Here is a 17,493-nt window from a genome sequence, read left to right as displayed (position 1 = left end):
GGACTTCGCCTCTTTTATATACTCTTCATCCTTCAGGCTGCATTAGCGAGAATGATTTTGAGTAGGGTAGTGAATAGTTTTCAAAGGCGAAGTGTAGCCTTTTTCGCGCTTTAATCCCAGAGAGGCGATGGGATTCACAGAAGAGTAAAAAAATGTTCAGGACGTGGCGCGTTTGGCGTTGTCTGGTTAGCATATCTAAAGCGATACCGGAATATTTTAAAAGCGGCACGATGCTGCTCTGATGGACTTAAATAGGGGAATAGCTTGTGGAAAAGGCCAAAACTACGGCATGGCGTCTTCTGGCTGCCGGCGTAAGCCTGCTGACGCTTAGCCAGCTGGCGCATGCGGATTCACTGGATGAACAGCGCAGCCGCTACGCCCAAATTAAGCAGGCGTGGGATAGCCGGCAGATGTCGGTCGTCGACGAGCTGATGCCCACGCTGTCGACCTATCCGTTATACCCGTACCTCCAGTACCGGCAGATAACCGATGACCTGATGAACCAGCCGGCGCTGGTGGTGAAGAATTTTATTGAGGCTAACCCCACGCTTCCACCCGCGCGCTCCCTGAAATCCCGCTTCGTCAACGAGCTGGCCCGCCGCAGCGACTGGCAAGGGCTGCTGGCGTTTAGCCCCGATAAGCCCGCCAGCACCGAGGCGCAGTGTAACTATTACTATGCGAAGCTGAGCGTGGGTCAGGCGCAGGAGGCCTGGGACGGTGCAAAAACGCTGTGGCTTACCGGTAAAAGCCAGCCCAACGCGTGCGATGCGCTGTTTAGCGCCTGGCGCGCCTCCGGCCAGCAGGACCCGCTGGCCTGGCTCGAACGCATCCGCCTGGCGATGAAGGCGGGCAACACCAGCCTGGTGCGATCGCTGGCGCAGCAGATGCCGCCTGAGTATCAGACCATCTCTTCGGCTATCGTGGCGCTGGCCAACGATCCGAATACCGTGATGAATTTTGCCCGCACCACCGGAGCCACCGATTTCACCCGCCAGATGGCGGCGGTGGCCTTTGAGAGCGTGGCGCGCCAGGACGTTGAAAACGCCCGGCTGATGATCCCATCGCTGGTCCAGGCGCAGCAGCTCAATGACGATCAAACCCAGGCGCTGCGCGATATCGTGGCCTGGCGCCTGATGGGCACCGACGTGACCGACGAGCAGGCGGTCTGGCGCGATGACGCCATTATGCGCTCGCAGTCCACGCCGCTGGTGGAGCGCCGCGTGCGCATGGCGCTGGGGACCGGCGATCGCCACGGCCTGAACACCTGGCTGTCGCGCCTGCCGATGGAGGCAAAAGAGAAAGACGAGTGGCGCTACTGGCAGGCGGATTTGCTGCTGGAGCGCGGGCGTGATGATGAAGCGAAAGCCATCCTCCGTTCGCTGATGCAGCAGCGCGGTTTCTACCCGATGATTGCCGCCCAGCGGCTGGGCGAAGAGTTCACCTTCCGTATCGATAAGGCGCCCGCCACCCTCGATTCGGCGCTGACCTCGGGGCCGGAAATGGCCAGGGTACGCGAGCTGATGTACTGGAATATGGACAACACCGCGCGCAGCGAGTGGGCCAACCTGGTGACCAGCCGAACCAAAGATCAGCAGGCGCAGCTGGCGCGCTATGCCTTCAACCAGCACTGGTGGGATCTGAGCGTTCAGGCAACGATCGCCGGGAAGCTGTGGGATCAGCTGGAAGAGCGCTTCCCGCTGGCCTGGAACGATCTTTTCTCCCGCTATATCAGCGGCAAGGATATTACGCAAAGCTACGCTATGGCGATTGCCCGTCAGGAGAGCGCCTGGAATCCGAAGGTCCGCTCGCCGGTTGGCGCCAGCGGCCTGATGCAGATTATGCCGGGTACCGCTACCCATACGGTTGGGATGTTTAATATTGCCGGCTACGGCGGCCCGTCGCAGCTGCTGGATCCGGAAACCAACATCAATATTGGCACCAGCTATCTGCAGTACGTTTATCAGCAGTTCGGCAATAACCGCATTTACGCATCCGCCGCCTACAACGCCGGGCCTGGACGGGTGCGCACCTGGCGAAGCAATAGCGCCGGGCGGATCGACGCGGTGGCGTTTATCGAGAGCATTCCGTTCTCGGAAACGCGCGGCTACGTGAAGAACGTGCTCTCCTATGACGCCTACTATCGCTACTTCATGGGTGAGAAAGCGGGAATGCTCAGCGATGCGGAGTGGCAGCAGCGTTACTAGCGCCGACGGCCTGCGGGCGGCATAGCATTTTGCTATGCCGCCCGAAATCCATAGAGTATTAACCGGAGTATGCTATGCTTTGTACTCGTTAATGAGTACACACGCTCGGCGGCTCGAGCCGTCGGCCTTAACATGGCGGCGCAACATGACCCAACAATCCCCTTATTCAGCGGCGGTGGCCGAACAACGTCATCAGGAGTGGCTTCGTTTCGTGGCCCTGCTTCAGCAGGCGTACGCCGACGATTTGCACCTGCCGCTGCTGCAGCTGATGCTGACGCCCGATGAGCGCGAGGCGCTGGGCACCCGCGTGCGGATTATTGAAGAGCTGCTGCGCGGAGAGATGAGCCAGCGCGAGCTGAAAAGCGAGCTCGGCGCCGGGATTGCCACCATTACCCGCGGCTCAAATAGCCTGAAATCGGCGCCCCCCGAGCTGCGACAGTGGCTGGAGCAGGCGCTGCTGAACGTTAACGATAAATAGCGTTATGAAACGGGCTAAGCGCCAGCACTACCGCCTGATGATAAACGCTGCTGCGCGTCAGCTTACCGGCGGTAAAAATGCCGATAGCTCCCTCTTTACGGCCAATTTCATCGATGCCGGTATGCTGTGACATCACCGGTCCTAAGGCTTCGCCGGCGCGGACCTGTTCGAGGATCGCCGCCGGCAGCGGCAGCGTGGCCGAGCGCGCTTCGCCGCGCTGCAGGCTATTTTCGATAACGACCCAGCTAAACGTACTGCCGTCGTCGATCCCGGCCTCAATGGCGACCCAGAAATCGGCATCCGGGCGCGCGGCCCGCGCGTTTTCGACCCGATTTCGTGCGCCAGCGCGCGTTTCGTCGTTGCCAAACGGCTGTTCCGGCACGCCGCTCTCGACGGAGACGGACTCAATGTGGCAGGATCCTTCGCCGAAGATCTCGTTAAAAGCCTGCAGAATTGCCTGAATTTTGGCGGGATTAGTGGTAGCTGAGACAACATGGTGCATAATCAAACAACTCAGAATAAATTAACGTCATCGCAGTATACTCCAAATCGTTTTCGCTGCAGGCCACCGGCCCGTCAGCCGAAATTGTGAAGAGCACAGAACGGATAAAAAGCATGTTACAGGTACACCTTGTTCGCCACGGTGAAACGCAGTGGAACGCCGAGCGACGTATTCAGGGCCAGTCCGACAGTCCGCTAACCGCCCACGGTGAGCGCCAGGCCTGGCAGGTTGGCGAACGCGCCAGAACGCTGAACATTACGCATATTATTGCCAGCGATTTAGGCCGTACGCGGCGAACAGCAGAAATTATCGCGGAAGCCTGCGGCTGCAGCATCGTCCTCGACTCACGCCTGCGCGAGCTGGATATGGGGGTTCTTGAGAAACGCCATATCGATTCGCTGAGCGCGGAGGAGGAGGGCTGGCGTCGTCGGCTGGTTAACGGCACCCCGGACGGACGTATTCCGCAAGGCGAGTCGATGCAGGAGCTCAGCCAGCGTATGCACGCGGCGCTGACCTCCTGTCTGGAGCTGCCTGAGGGGAGTCGGCCGCTGCTGGTGAGTCACGGCATGGCGTTGGGCTGTCTGGTGAGCACGATTCTTGGCCTGCCCGCGCACGCCGAACGTCGGCTGCGCCTGCGTAACTGTTCCATTTCGCGCGTTGACTATCAGCAAAGCCCGTGGCTGGCTTCAGGCTGGGTGGTGGAGACCGCGGGGGATATTTCGCATCTTGATGCCCCCGCGATGGACGAACTGCAGCGCTAGCGGCGGATCGGGATCAGGTACTCGCAGCGCAGCTGAATCGGCGTATCCTGATCCCGGCTTTCATCCTCAGGGAAGAAGCGTTCGATATCCAGGCCCTTGCGGCGGGTGAGGTTCAGCATCGGCATACAGGTGCCGTACACCGTCAGGATAAACTCCTGCAGCCCGGACCCCAATCCTTCATAGATGAACATCACGTACTCACCGCCTTCCAGAGCGATCGGATGCGAATTGTGCAGGTGACCGTTGGCCATCTCCGGCGTCACGGCGGTGGTATAGAAGACCTCCTGCTCGTCATCTTTCTCAAGACTTGGACGCGGTTCATGCAGGCCGTAGAGCGTGGGCGGAATCGACGGCGAGTTGCCGAGGAAGTCTCGCCAGAACTGCACGCGCATCTGGTTACGGAAGTCAGAGATCTCCTCCAGCTTACAGGTATAGCTCTGGGTAACGCCAATCAGCGGCGTATTGCTCAGGGTGATAAACTCATGCTGCGGCATGGTGAATTCGCCCAGACGCAGCGGAGGACGCATACCGTAAGCGCTCCAGTCAGGGGAGCGGCGGTAGAGCGCAGGCGTCAGGGAGAACTGCTTTTTAAACGCCCGGGTAAAGGTTTGCTGAGAGTCGAAGCGGTACTGTAGCGCAATGTCGAGGATCGGACGCGCGGTCAGGCGTAGAGCCACCGCCGATTTTGATAAACGGCGCGCGCGGATATAGGCACCTATGGCATGGCCGGTTACGTCTTTGAACATTCTTTGCAAATGCCACTTGGAATAACCCGCCTTCGCTGCCACATTGTCCAACGACAGCGGCTGATCCAGGTGACCTTCCAGCCAGCTAAGGAGATCGCGAATAATCCCTGCTTGATCCATAAAATGTCCTCATCCTTAAACTTAGGTGCCTGCTACTTAAGGTAGCGGATAATAGCATTTTTTGATGTTTTAGCATTCAGTGTTTTTTTTGCTTTTAAATGCGATTTGTCAGCGAATCTCTCCGCTATTTTTGTAAAGCTGTGATCTATAAACCTTTTCCATTGAGCAGATAATCATCGCTCGGGGAAATTCTAAAAAATGGTAACAATATGAAATACAAGAAGTTAATGATCGGACTGCTTTTATTAGCCGGCGGCCAGGCGGCTCAGGCGGAACAGATTGGCTCGGTAGATACCGTCTTCAAATTCTTCGGCCCGGACCATAAGATCGTCGTTGAAGCCTTTGACGATCCGGACGTGCAGAACGTGACCTGCTATATCAGCCGGGCGAAAACCGGCGGCATTAAGGGCGGTCTGGGACTGGCTGAAGACACCTCTGACGCGGCGATCTCCTGCCAGCAGGTAGGGCCGATTGAAGTGACCGATAAGATTAAAAACGGCAAGTCGCAGGGAGACGTTGTGTTCCAGAAACGTACTTCGCTGGTGTTTAAAAAGCTGCAGGTTGTCCGTTTTTACGATAGCAAGCGTAACGCTCTGATCTACATGAGCTATTCCGATAAGGTCGTTGACGGATCGCCGAAGAATGCGATCAGCGCCGTGCCGATCATGCCGTGGAATAAATAACAGGGAACGACGATGCAGCAGCCGCAGATCTGGTTGGTGGAGGATGAGCAGAGTATTGCCGACACGCTGGTCTACATGCTACAGCAGGAAGGCTTTGTGGTGAGCGTTTTTGCGCGTGGGCTGCCCGCGCTCGATGCCGCCCGCCACCGGATGCCGGACCTGGCCATTCTGGACGTGGGCCTGCCCGACATCAGCGGCTTTGAGCTGTGCCGTCAGCTGCTGGGCCGCTATCCGACGCTCCCGGTTCTGTTTCTCACCGCCCGTAGCGAAGAGGTGGATAAGCTGCTGGGCCTTGAAATAGGCGCCGATGACTACATCGCGAAGCCCTTCTCGCCGCGCGAAGTGTGCGCCCGGGTGCGCACCGTTCTGCGGCGGGTGCAAAAGTTTGCGGCCTCTGGCGCAGTGCTGCAGGTGGGCGAATTTCAGCTCAACGAGGCCGCGGCGCGGGTCACCTGGTGCGGCCAGCCGTTAACCCTGACGCGCTATGAATTTCTGCTGCTAAAAACGCTCCTGCGCTCGCCGGGGCGGGTCTTTTCCCGCCAGCAGCTGATGGACGCGGTGTGGGGGGATGCGCATGAAAGCTTCGACCGCACCGTTGATACCCATATCAAAACCCTGCGCGCCAAGCTGCGCGAGGTCAATCCTCACCTCTCACCGGTTAATACGCATCGCGGCATGGGATATAGCCTGGGAGGCGCCTGATGCGCATCGGCATGCGGCTGCTGCTGGGCTACTTTCTGATTGTCGCGATTGCGGCATGGTTCGTGCTTTTCATTTTCGTCCAGGAAATCAAACCCGGGGTACGTCGGGCGACGGAAGGTACGCTGATTGATACCGCCACGCTGCTGGCGGAGCTGGCGCGAGAAGATCTGCTTTCCACTCAGCCGCAGCAGGGGCGCCTGGCAAGGGCGTTTCAGACGCTGCATCAGCGGCCGATCGAGGCGAATATCGCGGGCATCAGCAAAACGCGTAACGAGTATCGCGTCTACCTGACCGATGAGAAGGGCAAGGTGGTATTCGATTCGGCGGGAGAAGCGGTGGGGCATGACTATTCCCGCTGGAATGACGTGTGGCTGACCCTGCGCGGCCAGTACGGCGCGCGCAGCACCCTGGCCGACCCTAACGACGCGGGCAGTTCGGTGATGTACGTCGCCGCGCCGGTCACCGATGGCGGCCGTATTATTGGGGTGCTGAGCGTCAGTAAACCCAACCAGGCGATGGCGCCGGTGATTAAGCGCAGCGAACGGCGAATGCTGTGGGCCAGCGGGGCGCTGCTGGGGATCGCGCTGCTGATAGGCTCGCTGATGGTCTGGTGGATCAACTTCTCGATCGGCAAGCTGGTGCGCTACGCTGATTCGGTGACGGCCGACCGGCCGCTTCCGCTGCCGGACGTTGGCAGCAGCGAGCTGCGCAAGCTGGCGCTGGCGCTGGAAAGCATGCGCGTCAAGCTGGAGGGTAAGAATACCATTGAAAACTACGTTCACGCCCTGACGCATGAGCTAAAAAGCCCGCTGGCCGCTATTCGAGGCGCCGCAGAGATCCTGCGTGAAGGCCCCCCGCCGGAGGTCGCCGCGCGTTTTACCGGCAATATCCTGACGCAGAATGCGCGGATGCAGTCGCTGGTTGAGAAGCTGTTACGCCAGGCGAGGCTGGAGAACCGACTGGAGATCGCCCTTGAGCCGCTCGCAATTGATAGCCTTTTCCGTCGCTTAGCCGAGGAGCGCGAGGCGGTACTGGCGGTAAAGAAAATCCGCTTACGCTGGCAGGAGAGTGGCCTGACGGCGGAGGCCGACGGCGAGCTGCTGGCGCAGGCCCTGGGCAATCTGCTGGATAACGCCATCGATTTTACCCCTGCGCAAGGGGAGATCGTCATGAGCGCAGAGCAGCAGCAGGCGGGCCTGGCGCTGACCATCAGCGATAGCGGCAGCGGCATCCCGGATTATGCGCTTGGACGCATCTTCGAACGTTTCTATTCGCTGCCGCGTGAAAACGGCCATAAAAGCAGCGGCCTTGGGCTGGCTTTTGTCCGCGAAGTGGCGCGGCTGCATCAGGGCGATATTCAGCTCAGCAATCGCCCGCAGGGCGGAGTGCGCGCCGTGCTGATACTTCACCGTCCCTTCACATAGCTTCAAACTCCCCCCACATAGCCCGGCTAAGGTGAGCGCTTCACTGAGGAGGACGCTATGTTGAAATCACCGCTATTCTGGAAAATGAGCACCCTGCTGGGGTGCATCCTGTTGTTATCTATCCCCCTGATGATGGTCCGACAGCTGATTGTCGAGCGGGCGGACTATCGTAGCGACGTTGTTGATGCGCTGGAGAAAAGCACCAGCGGCGCGCAAAAGCTGACCGGGCCGCTGATCGCAATCCCGGTCACCGAGACGTTGACCCGTCTTGAGGATAAAAAAGAGGTCGAGTATCAGCAGACCTGGGTGCACTACTGGCTACCGGAATCGCTGGCGATAAGCGGCAAGCAGAACGTGGAATCCCGACAGATAGGCATTTATGAGGGCCAAATCTGGCACAACACGCTTGGGATCAGGGCGCAGTTCGATACCTCCCGCCTGGCTGAACTCCAAAAAGATAATATTACGCTGGGCAGACCCTTCGTGGTGGTCGGCGTTAGCGATGCGCGCGGAATTGGCGCTATTGAAGCGCCGGAGATAGGCGGCGCGACGCTGCCCGTGGAGCCTGGGCTTGGCCTCAGCGGCAGCGGAGAGGGGATTCATATGCCGCTACCGCCGCTGTCAGCGCAGCAGAAAACGCTGGACCTTGCGTTCACTCTCAACCTGAACGGAACGGGGAGCTTCTCGGTGGTGCCCGTTGGGCGCAATAGCGAGCTGCAGCTGGCAAGCAACTGGGCGCACCCCGGTTTTCTTGGCGATTTTCTTCCCGTTAGCCGCGAGGTCAGCGCCTCCGGCTATAGCGCCCGCTGGCAAAGCAGCTGGTTTGCCAACAACATGGTGAAGTTCTTCGTTGACGATCGGGAGGTTGAGTGGCGGGAGCTGCCGGCCTTCAACGTCAACGTCACTACGCCAGCCGATCAGTATCAGCTGACCGATCGGGCGACTAAATATGCCATTCTTTTGATTGCGCTAACCTTTATGGCTTTCTTTGTCTTCGAAAGTTTAACGATGTACCGCCTGCATCCGCTGCAGTATCTGCTGGTTGGCCTGTCGCTGGTGATGTTCTATCTGGTATTGCTGGCGCTCTCGGAACACATTGGCTTTACGCCATCATGGATTGCCGCCAGCGTCATCGGCGCGCTGATCAACGCCGTGTATCTGCACGCCGTGCTGAAAGGATGGCGCAATAGCCTGCTCTTCGTCTGCGCGCTATTATTGCTGGATAGCGTTATGTGGATGCTGCTGCGTTCGGAAGATAGCGCGCTGCTGCTCGGGACCGGCGTGCTGCTGCTGGCGCTAAGCGCGCTGATGCTGCTAACCCGCCACGTTGACTGGTATGCGCTATCGTCTCAGAAGCCAAAAAAGGCGGAGCAGCCCGGCGGTGAGGGCGACGATACGTTCAGGATCTGGAAATAAAAAAACGGCGCCTTGAGCGCCGTTTTACGTTGTTGCTGCGGGAATAGTTAATTATTCCTGCAGATCGCCACAGAAGCGGTAACCTTCACCGTGAATGGTAGCGATGATTTCCGGCGTATCCGGAGTAGATTCAAAGTGCTTACGAATGCGACGGATGGTCACGTCTACGGTACGGTCGTGCGGCTTAAGCTCACGGCCGGTCATTTTCTTCAGCAGTTCAGCGCGTGACTGGATTTTGCCCGGGTTTTCGCAGAAGTGCAGCATTGCGCGGAATTCACTGCGCGGCAGCTTGTACTGCTCACCGTTCGGGCTGACCAGAGAACGGCTGTTGATATCCAGCTCCCAGCCGTTGAACTTGTAGCTTTCTACGCTGCGACGCTCTTCGCTTACGGTACCCAGATTCATGGTACGGGAGAGCAGGTTGCGCGCGCGAATAGTCAGTTCACGGGGGTTGAATGGCTTGGTGATATAGTCATCTGCGCCAATTTCGAGGCCCAAAATCTTATCAACTTCATTATCGCGGCCGGTAAGGAACATCAGCGCGACGTCCGCCTGTTCGCGCAGTTCACGCGCCAGCAGGAGACCATTTTTACCCGGCAGGTTAATATCCATGATTACCAGGTTGATATCATTTTCAGACAGGATCTGATGCATTTCCGCGCCATCGGTCGCTTCGAACACATCATAACCTTCTGCTTCGAAAATACTTTTTAACGTGTTGCGTGTTACCAACTCGTCTTCAACGATAAGAATGTGCGGGGTCTGCATGTTTGCTACCTAAATTGCCAACTAAATCGAAACAGGAAGTACCAAAGTCCCTGACCTGCCTGGTACATGTCGCAAATTAACATGTCCGGCGTAACATGACTAAAGTACGTAATTGCGTTCTTGATGCACTTTCCATCAACGTCAACAACATCATTAGCTTGGTCGTGGGTACTTTCCCTCTGGACCCGACGGTGTCAAAAACGGCTGTCATCCTAACCATTTTAACAGCAATATAACAGGCTAAGAGAGGCTGAACACCCAATAAAACTACGCTTCGTTGACATATATCAAGTTCAATTGTAGCACGTTAACAGTCTTGTGAAATCATCGTATTGAAATGCTATTTGTAGTTACAAATCTTACACAGCTCAAATGGTTGCGTGGGGAAACTGATAAATATGCTGAATCCAACGCCTGAAACGGTATCCGGAGCGAAATATCATTGGCAAACATATGGATAAAAGCGTTCTGTTAACATACCTCGTGTCGCGGCTGGTTGGAAATAGTTTAGTTTTTTTTATGGGTGTTCGAACGCAATTTTAGTGATATTTGTTGCAAATTTGTAAATTTTCACCGCGTAAAATGAGGGATAACTTTCATTTTCGCCCCCTGAGAGAGTAGAAGAGAACCACAATGCGCGTATCTATTGTATTAGTATCCCCGGCTCGGGCAGAGAACGTTGGCGCGGCCGCGCGAGCGATGAAAACGATGGGCTTTAGCGATCTGCGGATCGTCGAAAGCGATGCCCATTTGCAGCCTGCCGCGCGCTGGGTCGCCCATGGATCCGGAGATATTCTCGATAATATAAACACTTATTCAACGCTGGAGCAGGCGCTGCACGATGTCGATTTTACGGTCGCCACCACGGCCCGCAGCCGGGCGCGCTTCCATTACTACGCCACCCCGCAGCAGCTCCTGCCGCTGATGGAGGAAAAGGCGCAGTGGATGAACCACGCGGCGCTGGTGTTTGGTCGGGAAGATTCCGGCCTGACCAACGAGGAGCTGGCCCTTGCCGACGTGTTGACCGGCGTGCCGATGGTCGCCGACTATCCGTCGCTCAACCTCGGCCAGTCGGTGATGGTTTACTGCTATCAGCTGACTTCCCTGGTTCAGCAGGCGTCTGCCGTTTACGCGAGCGTCGATGAAAACCAGCTGCAGGCGCTGCGTTTGCGAACCCTCGATCTGTTGACCCGGCTTGGCGTTGCTGAAGACGTCAAACTCACCGATTGGTTACAGCAGCGGATTGGACTTTTGCAGCAGCGGGATACGGCAATGCTCCATCGTTTGCTGCACGATATTGAAAAAAACCTCCCGGAGTAAAGTTCTGTCATAAGTTTTATGTATGGTTTTTTATGCTGATTGATGGCGTGAGACTGCGTGAACAGGGATGAATGACCGGTGCATTCTGGCGCATTGGCCAGGTGCGTAAAAACCGGCGAAAAACAGAAATTCATTGACTTAAGCCGGCAGATACTTTAACCAATATAGGCACAGGACACAGACAGATAAAAATTACAGAGTACACAACATCCATGAAACGCATCGGCATGATTACAACGATTATCACCACCACTATTACCACAGGTAACGGTGCGGGCTGACGCGTACAGGAAACACAGAAAAAAGCCCGCACCTGAACAGTGCGGGCTTTTTTTTCGACAAAAAATCTAGGGGTAACAACCATGCGCGTGTTGAAGTTCGGCGGTACATCAGTGGCAAATGCAGAACGTTTTCTGCGTGTTGCCGATATTCTGGAGAGCAATGCCAGGCAGGGGCAGGTAGCGACCGTACTGTCTGCCCCGGCGAAAATTACCAACCATCTGGTCGCGATGATTGAAAAAACCATCGGCGGCCAGGATGCGCTCACCAATATCGCTGACGCTGAACGCATTTTTGCTGAACTGCTGCAGGGTCTCGCCGATGCTCAGCCGGGCTTTGCGCTGGCGCAGCTGAAAACCTTCGTCGAGCAGGAGTTTTCCCAGATAAAGCACGTGCTGCACGGCATCAGCCTGCTTGGCCAGTGCCCGGATAGCGTTAACGCTGCGCTGATTTGCCGCGGAGAGAAGCTCTCCATCGCGATCATGGCCGGCCTTCTTGAAGCGCGTGGCCATAAGGTCAGCGTGATTAACCCCGTTGAAAAACTGCTGGCCGTGGGCCACTACCTCGAATCCACCGTCGATATTGCCGAATCAACCCGCCGTATTGCCGCCAGCCAGATCCCAGCGGACCATATGGTGCTGATGGCCGGTTTTACTGCCGGCAACGAAAAGGGCGAGCTGGTGGTTCTTGGCCGTAACGGCTCCGACTATTCTGCCGCCGTACTCGCCGCCTGCCTGCGCGCCGACTGCTGTGAAATCTGGACCGACGTCGACGGCGTTTACACCTGCGATCCGCGCCAGGTACCTGACGCCCGCCTGCTGAAATCGATGTCCTATCAGGAAGCGATGGAGCTCTCTTACTTCGGCGCTAAGGTTCTGCACCCGCGCACCATTGCGCCTATCGCTCAGTTCCAGATCCCCTGCCTGATTAAAAATACCGGCAATCCGCAGGCGCCGGGTACGCTTATCGGCGCCAGCCTTGATGAAGACGGCCTGCCGGTTAAGGGGATCTCCAACCTCAATAATATGGCGATGTTCAACGTCTCCGGTCCGGGGATGAAGGGGATGGTCGGCATGGCCGCCCGCGTTTTCGCCACCATGTCCCGCGCCGGTATTTCGGTGGTCCTGATCACCCAGTCCTCTTCTGAGTACAGCATCAGCTTCTGCGTGCCGCAAAGCGACTGCGCCCGGGCAAAACGGGTGATGGAAGAGGAGTTCTATCTGGAGCTGAAAGAGGGGCAGCTGGAGCCGCTGTCGATCATGGATCGCCTGGCGATCATTTCCGTCGTCGGCGACGGTATGCGCACCCTGCGCGGTATTTCGGCCAAGTTCTTCGCGGCGCTGGCGCGCGCCAATATCAATATCGTGGCGATTGCCCAGGGCTCTTCCGAACGCTCTATCTCCGTAGTGGTCAGCAATGACGACGCCACTACCGGGGTACGCGTCACCCACCAGATGCTGTTCAATACCGACCAGGTCATTGAGGTGTTCGTTATCGGCGTCGGCGGCGTTGGCGGCGCGCTGATCGAGCAAATCAAGCGTCAGCAGGGCTGGCTGAAGAACAAGCATATCGACCTGCGCGTGTGCGGTGTCGCCAATTCCCAGGCCCTGCTGACCAACGTCCACGGTCTGAATCTGGAAAACTGGCGCGCTGAGCTGGCCGAAGCGAAAGAGTCGCTTAACCTGGGCCGCCTGATCCGCCTGGTGAAAGAGTATCACCTGCTCAACCCGGTGATCGTTGACTGTACCTCCAGCCAGGCGGTCGCCGATCAGTACGCCGATTTCCTGCGCGAAGGTTTCCACGTGGTGACGCCGAACAAAAAGGCCAACACCTCATCGCTGGATTACTACCATCAGCTGCGCCACGCGGCGAGCAGCTCCCGACGCAAATTCCTCTACGACACCAACGTCGGCGCCGGCCTGCCGGTTATCGAGAACCTGCAGAACCTGCTCAATGCCGGCGACGAACTGCTGCACTTCTCCGGCATCCTCTCCGGTTCGCTGTCGTTTATCTTCGGCAAGCTGGACGAGGGGATGACGCTCTCCGCGGCGACGACGCTGGCGCGGGATATGGGCTATACCGAACCGGATCCGCGCGACGATCTTTCCGGCGTCGATGTTGCCCGCAAGCTGCTGATCCTGGCCCGTGAGACCGGACGTGAGCTGGAGCTGTCGGACATTATCGTTGAGTCGGCTCTGCCTGAAGCGTTTGATGCCAGCGGCGACGTCGGGAGCTTTATGGCACGTCTGCCAGCGCTGGATAACGAATTTGCTTCCCGGGTGGCGAAAGCGCGCGATGAAGGTAAAGTCTTGCGTTACGTCGGCAATATCGAAGAGGATGGAACCTGCCGCGTGAAAATTGCCGCGGTGGACGGGAACGATCCGCTGTTTAAAGTCAAAAACGGTGAGAACGCGCTGGCCTTTTACAGCCACTATTATCAGCCGCTGCCGCTGGTGCTGCGCGGCTATGGCGCGGGTAACGATGTGACCGCGGCCGGCGTATTCGCCGACCTGCTGCGTACCCTGTCATGGAAGTTAGGAGTTTAAGATGGTCAAAGTATATGCCCCGGCTTCCAGTGCCAATATGAGCGTCGGGTTTGATGTCCTGGGCGCGGCGGTGACGCCGGTTGACGGTACGCTGCTGGGGGACAACGTCTCGGTTGAGGCGGCCGCAAGCTTCAGCCTGCAAAACGTGGGTCGCTTTGCCAGCAAGCTGCCGGCGGCGGCGCAGGAGAATATCGTTTATCAATGCTGGGAGCGTTTTTGCGAAGAGATTGGCAGAAAGGTTCCGGTGGCGATGGTGCTGGAAAAAAATATGCCGATTGGCTCCGGCCTCGGCTCCAGCGCCTGTTCAGTAGTAGCGGCGCTGGTGGCGATGAATGAATTCTGCGGCAAGCCGCTGAACGAAACCCGGATGCTGGCGCTGATGGGCGAGATGGAAGGGCGCATCTCCGGCAGTATCCACTACGACAACGTCGCCCCGTGCTATCTGGGCGGCATGCAGCTGATGATCGAAGAGAACGACATCATCAGCCAGCAGGTGCCCGGCTTTGACGAATGGCTGTGGGTGCTGGCGTACCCTGGAATTAAAGTTTCGACGGCGGAAGCGCGCGCCATCCTGCCGGCCCAGTATCGGCGGCAGGATTGTATTGCGCACGGCCGCCATCTGGCGGGCTTTATTCACGCCTGCTATACCCGCCAGCCGCAGCTGGCAGCGAAATTGATGAAAGATGTGATTGCCGAACCCTATCGCACCAAACTGCTGCCGGGCTTCAGCGAAGCGCGGCAGGCGGCGATGGAGATCGGCGCGCAGGCCTGTGGGATCTCCGGCTCTGGCCCGACGCTGTTTGCGCTGTGCGATAAGCCGGAAACCGCGCAGCGCGTCGCCGACTGGCTGGGGACGCATTATCTGCAGAATCACGAAGGCTTTGTTCATATTTGCCGGCTGGACACGGCGGGCGCACGAGTAGTGGGATAACCAATGAAACTCTATAACTTAAAAGATCATAACGAACAGGTCAGCTTTGCGCAGGCCGTCACGCAGGGGCTTGGCAAGCATCAGGGGCTGTTCTTCCCGCACGACCTGCCGGAATTTAGCCTGACCGAAATCGATGAGATGCTGGCGCTGGATTTTGTCACCCGCAGCGCTAAGATCCTGTCGGCATTTATTGCCGATGAGATCCCGCAGGCGGTCCTGCAGGAGCGCATCGGCGCGGCCTTCACCTTCCCGGCTCCGGTCAGCAAGGTGCAGGATGACGTCGGCTGCCTCGAGCTGTTCCACGGCCCGACGCTGGCGTTTAAAGACTTCGGCGGCCGCTTCATGGCCCAGATGCTGACCCATATCGCGGGCGACAAGCCGGTAACTATCCTGACGGCGACCTCTGGCGATACCGGCGCGGCGGTAGCCCACGCGTTCTACGGTCTGCCAAACGTGAAGGTGGTGATTCTCTATCCGCGCGGCAAGATTAGCCCGCTGCAGGAGAAGCTGTTCTGCACCCTGGGCGGCAACATTGAAACCGTGGCTATCGACGGCGACTTCGACGCCTGCCAGGCGCTGGTTAAGCAGGCCTTCGACGACGAAGAGCTGAAAGCGGCGCTGGGCCTGAACTCCGCGAACTCGATTAACATCAGCCGTCTGCTGGCGCAGATTTGCTACTACTTTGAAGCGGTCGCGCAGCTGCCTCAGGAAGCGCGTAATCAGCTGGTGATTTCGGTGCCAAGCGGCAACTTCGGCGACCTCACCGCCGGCCTGCTGGCGAAGTCTTTGGGCCTGCCGGTTAAGCGCTTTATCGCCGCCACCAACGCCAACGATACCGTTCCTCGCTTCCTGCAGGACGGCAACTGGGCGCCGAAGGTCACCCAGGCGACGCTGTCCAACGCGATGGATGTCAGCCAGCCAAACAACTGGCCGCGCGTGGAAGAGCTGTTCCGCCGTAAAACCTGGCGTCTGAACGAGCTGGGCTACGCGACCGTGGACGACGAGACGACCAAAGAGGCGATGCGCGAGCTGAAAGCCATCGGCTACACCTCGGAGCCGCATGCGGCTATCGCCTGGCGCGCGCTGCGCGACCAGCTGCAGCCGGGCGAATACGGCCTGTTCCTCGGTACCGCGCATCCGGCGAAGTTCAAGGAGAGCGTTGAAGAGATCCTGCAGGAGACGCTGCCGCTGCCGAAAGAGCTGGCGGACCGCGCTGACCTGCCGCTGCTGTCGCATAACCTGCCTGCGGACTATGCGGCGCTGCGCGAGCTGATGATGGCGAAAGCGTAACGGCGTCTACAGACGTTGTTTATTTCTCAAACCGGGCCAGGGCGCCCGGTTTTTTTACGCCCAAAAAAGGAGAAATTATGCATGAATTATCAATAAATGCCGGGGGCTGAAGAATAGGATTGCGGAGAATAACAAGCGCCGTTGTGCAGGGTTAACCTTGGGCTATCGACCCATCACGGGCACTGTTAACAAAGGGGAAACCTATGTCAAAGCTGAAATCTGTGATCCTTGCGCTTTCGATGCTGCTGGTGGCTCCTGCGGCCGTCCACGCCGCTGAAATTACGCTGATTCCGGCCGTAAAACTGCAGATCGGCGATCGCGATAACTCCGGCAACTATTGGGACGGTGGCCACTGGCGCGATCGTGAGTGGTGGGGACGCCATTACGACTGGCGCGACGATCGCTGGCATCCGCATGACGATCGCCGTTATCACCAGCGCGAACGCGATCGCGACCACGGTCCGGATCGCGACTGGCACCACCGCTAAGCGACGTTCCCGGCCGGCAGGCTGGCGGCCGGGAAGCGGGTTAGCGCTCGTGACGTTTAAAGACCATCTCGCCTTTATCGGAAGCGTCGGCGTCAAAGAAGTACCCGTCGCTGTCGAAACGCGTGAGCTGCTCCGGCTGGGTTAAGCGGTTCTCAATGATATAGCGGCTCATCAAGCCGCGCGCTTTCTTGGCGTAGAAGCTGATCACCTTAAACTGGCCGTTTTTCTCATCGAGGAACACCGGCTTAATAATCTGCCCCTGCAGCCGTTTCGTTTTGACCGACCGGAAGTATTCGTCGGAGGCGAGGTTAATCACCACGTCGTCGCCCTGGGCCTTCAGCGCCTGATTCAGCGTATCGGTAATCGTCTCCCCCCAGAACTGATAGAGATCCTTGCCCCTGGCGTTTTCCAGCTTAATGCCCATCTCCAGACGATAGGGCTGCATCAGATCCAGCGGGCGCAGCACGCCGTACAGGCCGGAGAGCATACGCAGGTGCTGCTGGGCGAAATCAAAATCCGCCTCGTCGAAGGTTTCCGCCTGCAGCCCGGTGTAGACGTCGCCCTTAAAGGCCAGAATGGCCTGGCGGGCGTTTTTCGGCGTGAACTCGGGATGCCAGTCGTGAAAACGGGTGGCGTTCAGATCCGCCAGCTTATCGCTGATGCCCATCAGCTTGCCTATCTGCGGCGCTGAAAGCTGGCGCGCCACGCCGATAAGCTGTTGGGAATACTCCAGCAGCTCGGGCTGGGTGTAGCGCGTCGTCGCCAGCGGGCTTTGATAATCGAGCGTCTTAGCAGGTGAAATCAGAATCAGCATATCCAGTCCTTGCAGGAGATT

Annotated in this window: 18 protein-coding genes and 1 other annotated feature; of the genes, 14 read left to right on the top strand and 4 right to left on the bottom strand. The window is 57.9% G+C overall.

Annotated elements, in window-relative coordinates; translation table 11 throughout:
• Positions 1-266: 266 nt before the first annotated feature.
• Both sltY and trpR read left to right on the top strand, forming a co-directional pair.
• A complete protein-coding gene (gene sltY, locus MMW58_RS24930) occupies positions 267-2,204 on the top strand; it encodes a murein transglycosylase (RefSeq protein WP_133600717.1) in 1,938 nt (645 codons plus the stop codon).
• Positions 2,205-2,349: 145 nt separating this feature from the next.
• Positions 2,350-2,682, top strand: a complete 333-nt coding sequence (gene trpR, locus MMW58_RS24925) for a trp operon repressor (protein ID WP_041143958.1) — start codon at positions 2,350-2,352, stop codon at positions 2,680-2,682.
• Here trpR and yjjX read toward each other — a convergent pair.
• Complete coding sequence (gene yjjX / locus MMW58_RS24920; RefSeq protein ID WP_133600716.1) at positions 2,669-3,184, bottom strand: inosine/xanthosine triphosphatase; 516 nt, start codon at positions 3,182-3,184, stop codon at positions 2,669-2,671. The genes trpR and yjjX overlap by 14 nt on opposite strands.
• Positions 3,185-3,297: 113 nt before the next feature.
• On the opposite strand from yjjX, the gene gpmB reads away from it, so the two are divergent.
• Positions 3,298-3,945, top strand: a complete 648-nt coding sequence (gpmB, locus tag MMW58_RS24915) for a 2,3-diphosphoglycerate-dependent phosphoglycerate mutase GpmB (protein ID WP_128879110.1) — start codon at positions 3,298-3,300, stop codon at positions 3,943-3,945.
• Here gpmB and robA read toward each other — a convergent pair.
• Entirely contained in the window at positions 3,942-4,811 is an 870-nt protein-coding gene (gene robA / locus MMW58_RS24910) for an MDR efflux pump AcrAB transcriptional activator RobA (RefSeq protein ID WP_241722312.1), read from the bottom strand. The two genes, gpmB and robA, sit on opposite strands and share 4 nt — an antisense overlap.
• Before the next feature lie 209 nt (positions 4,812-5,020).
• Here robA and creA point away from each other — a divergent pair, with 209 nt between their 5' ends.
• From creA to creD, 4 genes are read left to right on the top strand one after another with little or no spacing between them, the layout of a single operon-like run.
• Positions 5,021-5,494 carry a protein CreA gene (gene creA, locus MMW58_RS24905; RefSeq protein WP_041143962.1) on the top strand — a complete coding sequence of 158 codons (474 nt, stop codon included), beginning with the start codon at positions 5,021-5,023 and terminating at the stop codon, positions 5,492-5,494.
• Between the two features lie 12 nt (positions 5,495-5,506).
• Complete coding sequence (gene creB / locus MMW58_RS24900; RefSeq protein ID WP_045860053.1) at positions 5,507-6,196, top strand: two-component system response regulator CreB; 690 nt, start codon at positions 5,507-5,509, stop codon at positions 6,194-6,196.
• Positions 6,196-7,620 (top strand): two-component system sensor histidine kinase CreC, encoded by a 1,425-nt coding sequence (creC, locus tag MMW58_RS24895; protein WP_241722311.1) that lies wholly within the window; start codon positions 6,196-6,198, stop codon positions 7,618-7,620. The genes creB and creC overlap by 1 nt, the downstream gene beginning before the upstream one ends.
• A 57-nt stretch (positions 7,621-7,677) precedes the next feature.
• The gene (creD, locus tag MMW58_RS24890; protein ID WP_241722310.1) at positions 7,678-9,036 is read left to right on the top strand and encodes a cell envelope integrity protein CreD; all 1,359 of its coding nucleotides are present in this window, start codon (positions 7,678-7,680) and stop codon (positions 9,034-9,036) included.
• 51 nt (positions 9,037-9,087) lie between these two features.
• Here the strand turns inward: creD and arcA are convergent, their stop codons facing one another.
• Positions 9,088-9,804 carry a two-component system response regulator ArcA gene (gene arcA, locus MMW58_RS24885; protein WP_002887843.1) on the bottom strand — a complete coding sequence of 239 codons (717 nt, stop codon included), beginning with the start codon at positions 9,802-9,804 and terminating at the stop codon, positions 9,088-9,090.
• A 95-nt stretch (positions 9,805-9,899) separates the two neighbouring features.
• Here arcA and yjjY point away from each other — a divergent pair, with 95 nt between their 5' ends.
• From yjjY to MMW58_RS24850, 7 genes are all read left to right on the top strand, one after another.
• Positions 9,900-10,040, top strand: a complete 141-nt coding sequence (yjjY, locus tag MMW58_RS24880; protein WP_049268126.1) for a YjjY family protein — start codon at positions 9,900-9,902, stop codon at positions 10,038-10,040.
• Positions 10,041-10,437: 397 nt separating this feature from the next.
• On the top strand, positions 10,438-11,124 hold the full coding sequence (locus MMW58_RS24875) for a tRNA/rRNA methyltransferase (RefSeq protein ID WP_133600712.1): 687 nt from the start codon (positions 10,438-10,440) through the stop codon (positions 11,122-11,124).
• Positions 11,125-11,336: 212 nt separating this feature from the next.
• The gene (gene thrL / locus MMW58_RS24870; protein ID WP_071845000.1) at positions 11,337-11,405 is read left to right on the top strand and encodes a thr operon leader peptide; all 69 of its coding nucleotides are present in this window, start codon (positions 11,337-11,339) and stop codon (positions 11,403-11,405) included.
• Positions 11,344-11,461: a sequence feature (Thr leader region), on the top strand. (Overlaps the previous gene by 62 nt.)
• A gap of 25 nt (positions 11,462-11,486) precedes the next feature.
• Positions 11,487-13,949 carry a bifunctional aspartate kinase/homoserine dehydrogenase I gene (gene thrA, locus MMW58_RS24865; RefSeq protein ID WP_241722309.1) on the top strand — a complete coding sequence of 821 codons (2,463 nt, stop codon included), beginning with the start codon at positions 11,487-11,489 and terminating at the stop codon, positions 13,947-13,949.
• A gap of 1 nt (position 13,950) precedes the next feature.
• Positions 13,951-14,880 carry a homoserine kinase gene (gene thrB / locus MMW58_RS24860; protein WP_041143968.1) on the top strand — a complete coding sequence of 310 codons (930 nt, stop codon included), beginning with the start codon at positions 13,951-13,953 and terminating at the stop codon, positions 14,878-14,880.
• Between the two features lie 3 nt (positions 14,881-14,883).
• Positions 14,884-16,170: a threonine synthase gene (gene thrC / locus MMW58_RS24855; RefSeq protein WP_241722308.1), complete on the top strand. Its 1,287-nt coding sequence runs from the start codon at positions 14,884-14,886 to the stop codon at positions 16,168-16,170.
• Between the two features lie 203 nt (positions 16,171-16,373).
• Positions 16,374-16,658: a DUF2502 domain-containing protein gene (locus MMW58_RS24850; protein WP_159237542.1), complete on the top strand. Its 285-nt coding sequence runs from the start codon at positions 16,374-16,376 to the stop codon at positions 16,656-16,658.
• A gap of 40 nt (positions 16,659-16,698) precedes the next feature.
• Here the strand turns inward: MMW58_RS24850 and yaaA are convergent, their stop codons facing one another.
• Positions 16,699-17,472 (bottom strand): peroxide stress protein YaaA, encoded by a 774-nt coding sequence (gene yaaA, locus MMW58_RS24845; RefSeq protein WP_241722307.1) that lies wholly within the window; start codon positions 17,470-17,472, stop codon positions 16,699-16,701.
• Positions 17,473-17,493: the final 21 nt, after the last annotated feature.

Origin of the sequence: Klebsiella sp. HC6 (assembly GCF_022605325.1) — a bacterium.
Lineage (GTDB): Bacteria > Pseudomonadota > Gammaproteobacteria > Enterobacterales > Enterobacteriaceae > Klebsiella > Klebsiella terrigena.
This window is presented reverse-complemented; position numbering and strand designations above follow the sequence as displayed.

Bases quoted from the DNA above. Each gene is read 5' to 3' on its own strand.
- trpR (WP_041143958.1), top strand. From the start codon at position 2,350: ATGACCCAACAATCCCCTTATTCAGCGGCGGTGGCCGAACAACGTCAT.
- yjjX (WP_133600716.1), bottom strand. From the start codon at position 3,184: ATGCACCATGTTGTCTCAGCTACCACTAATCCCGCCAAAATTCAGGCA.
- gpmB (WP_128879110.1), top strand. From the start codon at position 3,298: ATGTTACAGGTACACCTTGTTCGCCACGGTGAAACGCAGTGGAACGCC.
- robA (WP_241722312.1), bottom strand. From the start codon at position 4,811: ATGGATCAAGCAGGGATTATTCGCGATCTCCTTAGCTGGCTGGAAGGT.
- creA (WP_041143962.1), top strand. From the start codon at position 5,021: ATGAAATACAAGAAGTTAATGATCGGACTGCTTTTATTAGCCGGCGGC.
- creB (WP_045860053.1), top strand. From the start codon at position 5,507: ATGCAGCAGCCGCAGATCTGGTTGGTGGAGGATGAGCAGAGTATTGCC.
- creC (WP_241722311.1), top strand. From the start codon at position 6,196: ATGCGCATCGGCATGCGGCTGCTGCTGGGCTACTTTCTGATTGTCGCG.
- creD (WP_241722310.1), top strand. From the start codon at position 7,678: ATGTTGAAATCACCGCTATTCTGGAAAATGAGCACCCTGCTGGGGTGC.
- arcA (WP_002887843.1), bottom strand. From the start codon at position 9,804: ATGCAGACCCCGCACATTCTTATCGTTGAAGACGAGTTGGTAACACGC.
- yjjY (WP_049268126.1), top strand. From the start codon at position 9,900: ATGACTAAAGTACGTAATTGCGTTCTTGATGCACTTTCCATCAACGTC.
- MMW58_RS24875 (WP_133600712.1), top strand. From the start codon at position 10,438: ATGCGCGTATCTATTGTATTAGTATCCCCGGCTCGGGCAGAGAACGTT.
- thrA (WP_241722309.1), top strand. From the start codon at position 11,487: ATGCGCGTGTTGAAGTTCGGCGGTACATCAGTGGCAAATGCAGAACGT.
- thrB (WP_041143968.1), top strand. From the start codon at position 13,951: ATGGTCAAAGTATATGCCCCGGCTTCCAGTGCCAATATGAGCGTCGGG.
- thrC (WP_241722308.1), top strand. From the start codon at position 14,884: ATGAAACTCTATAACTTAAAAGATCATAACGAACAGGTCAGCTTTGCG.
- MMW58_RS24850 (WP_159237542.1), top strand. From the start codon at position 16,374: ATGTCAAAGCTGAAATCTGTGATCCTTGCGCTTTCGATGCTGCTGGTG.
- yaaA (WP_241722307.1), bottom strand. From the start codon at position 17,472: ATGCTGATTCTGATTTCACCTGCTAAGACGCTCGATTATCAAAGCCCG.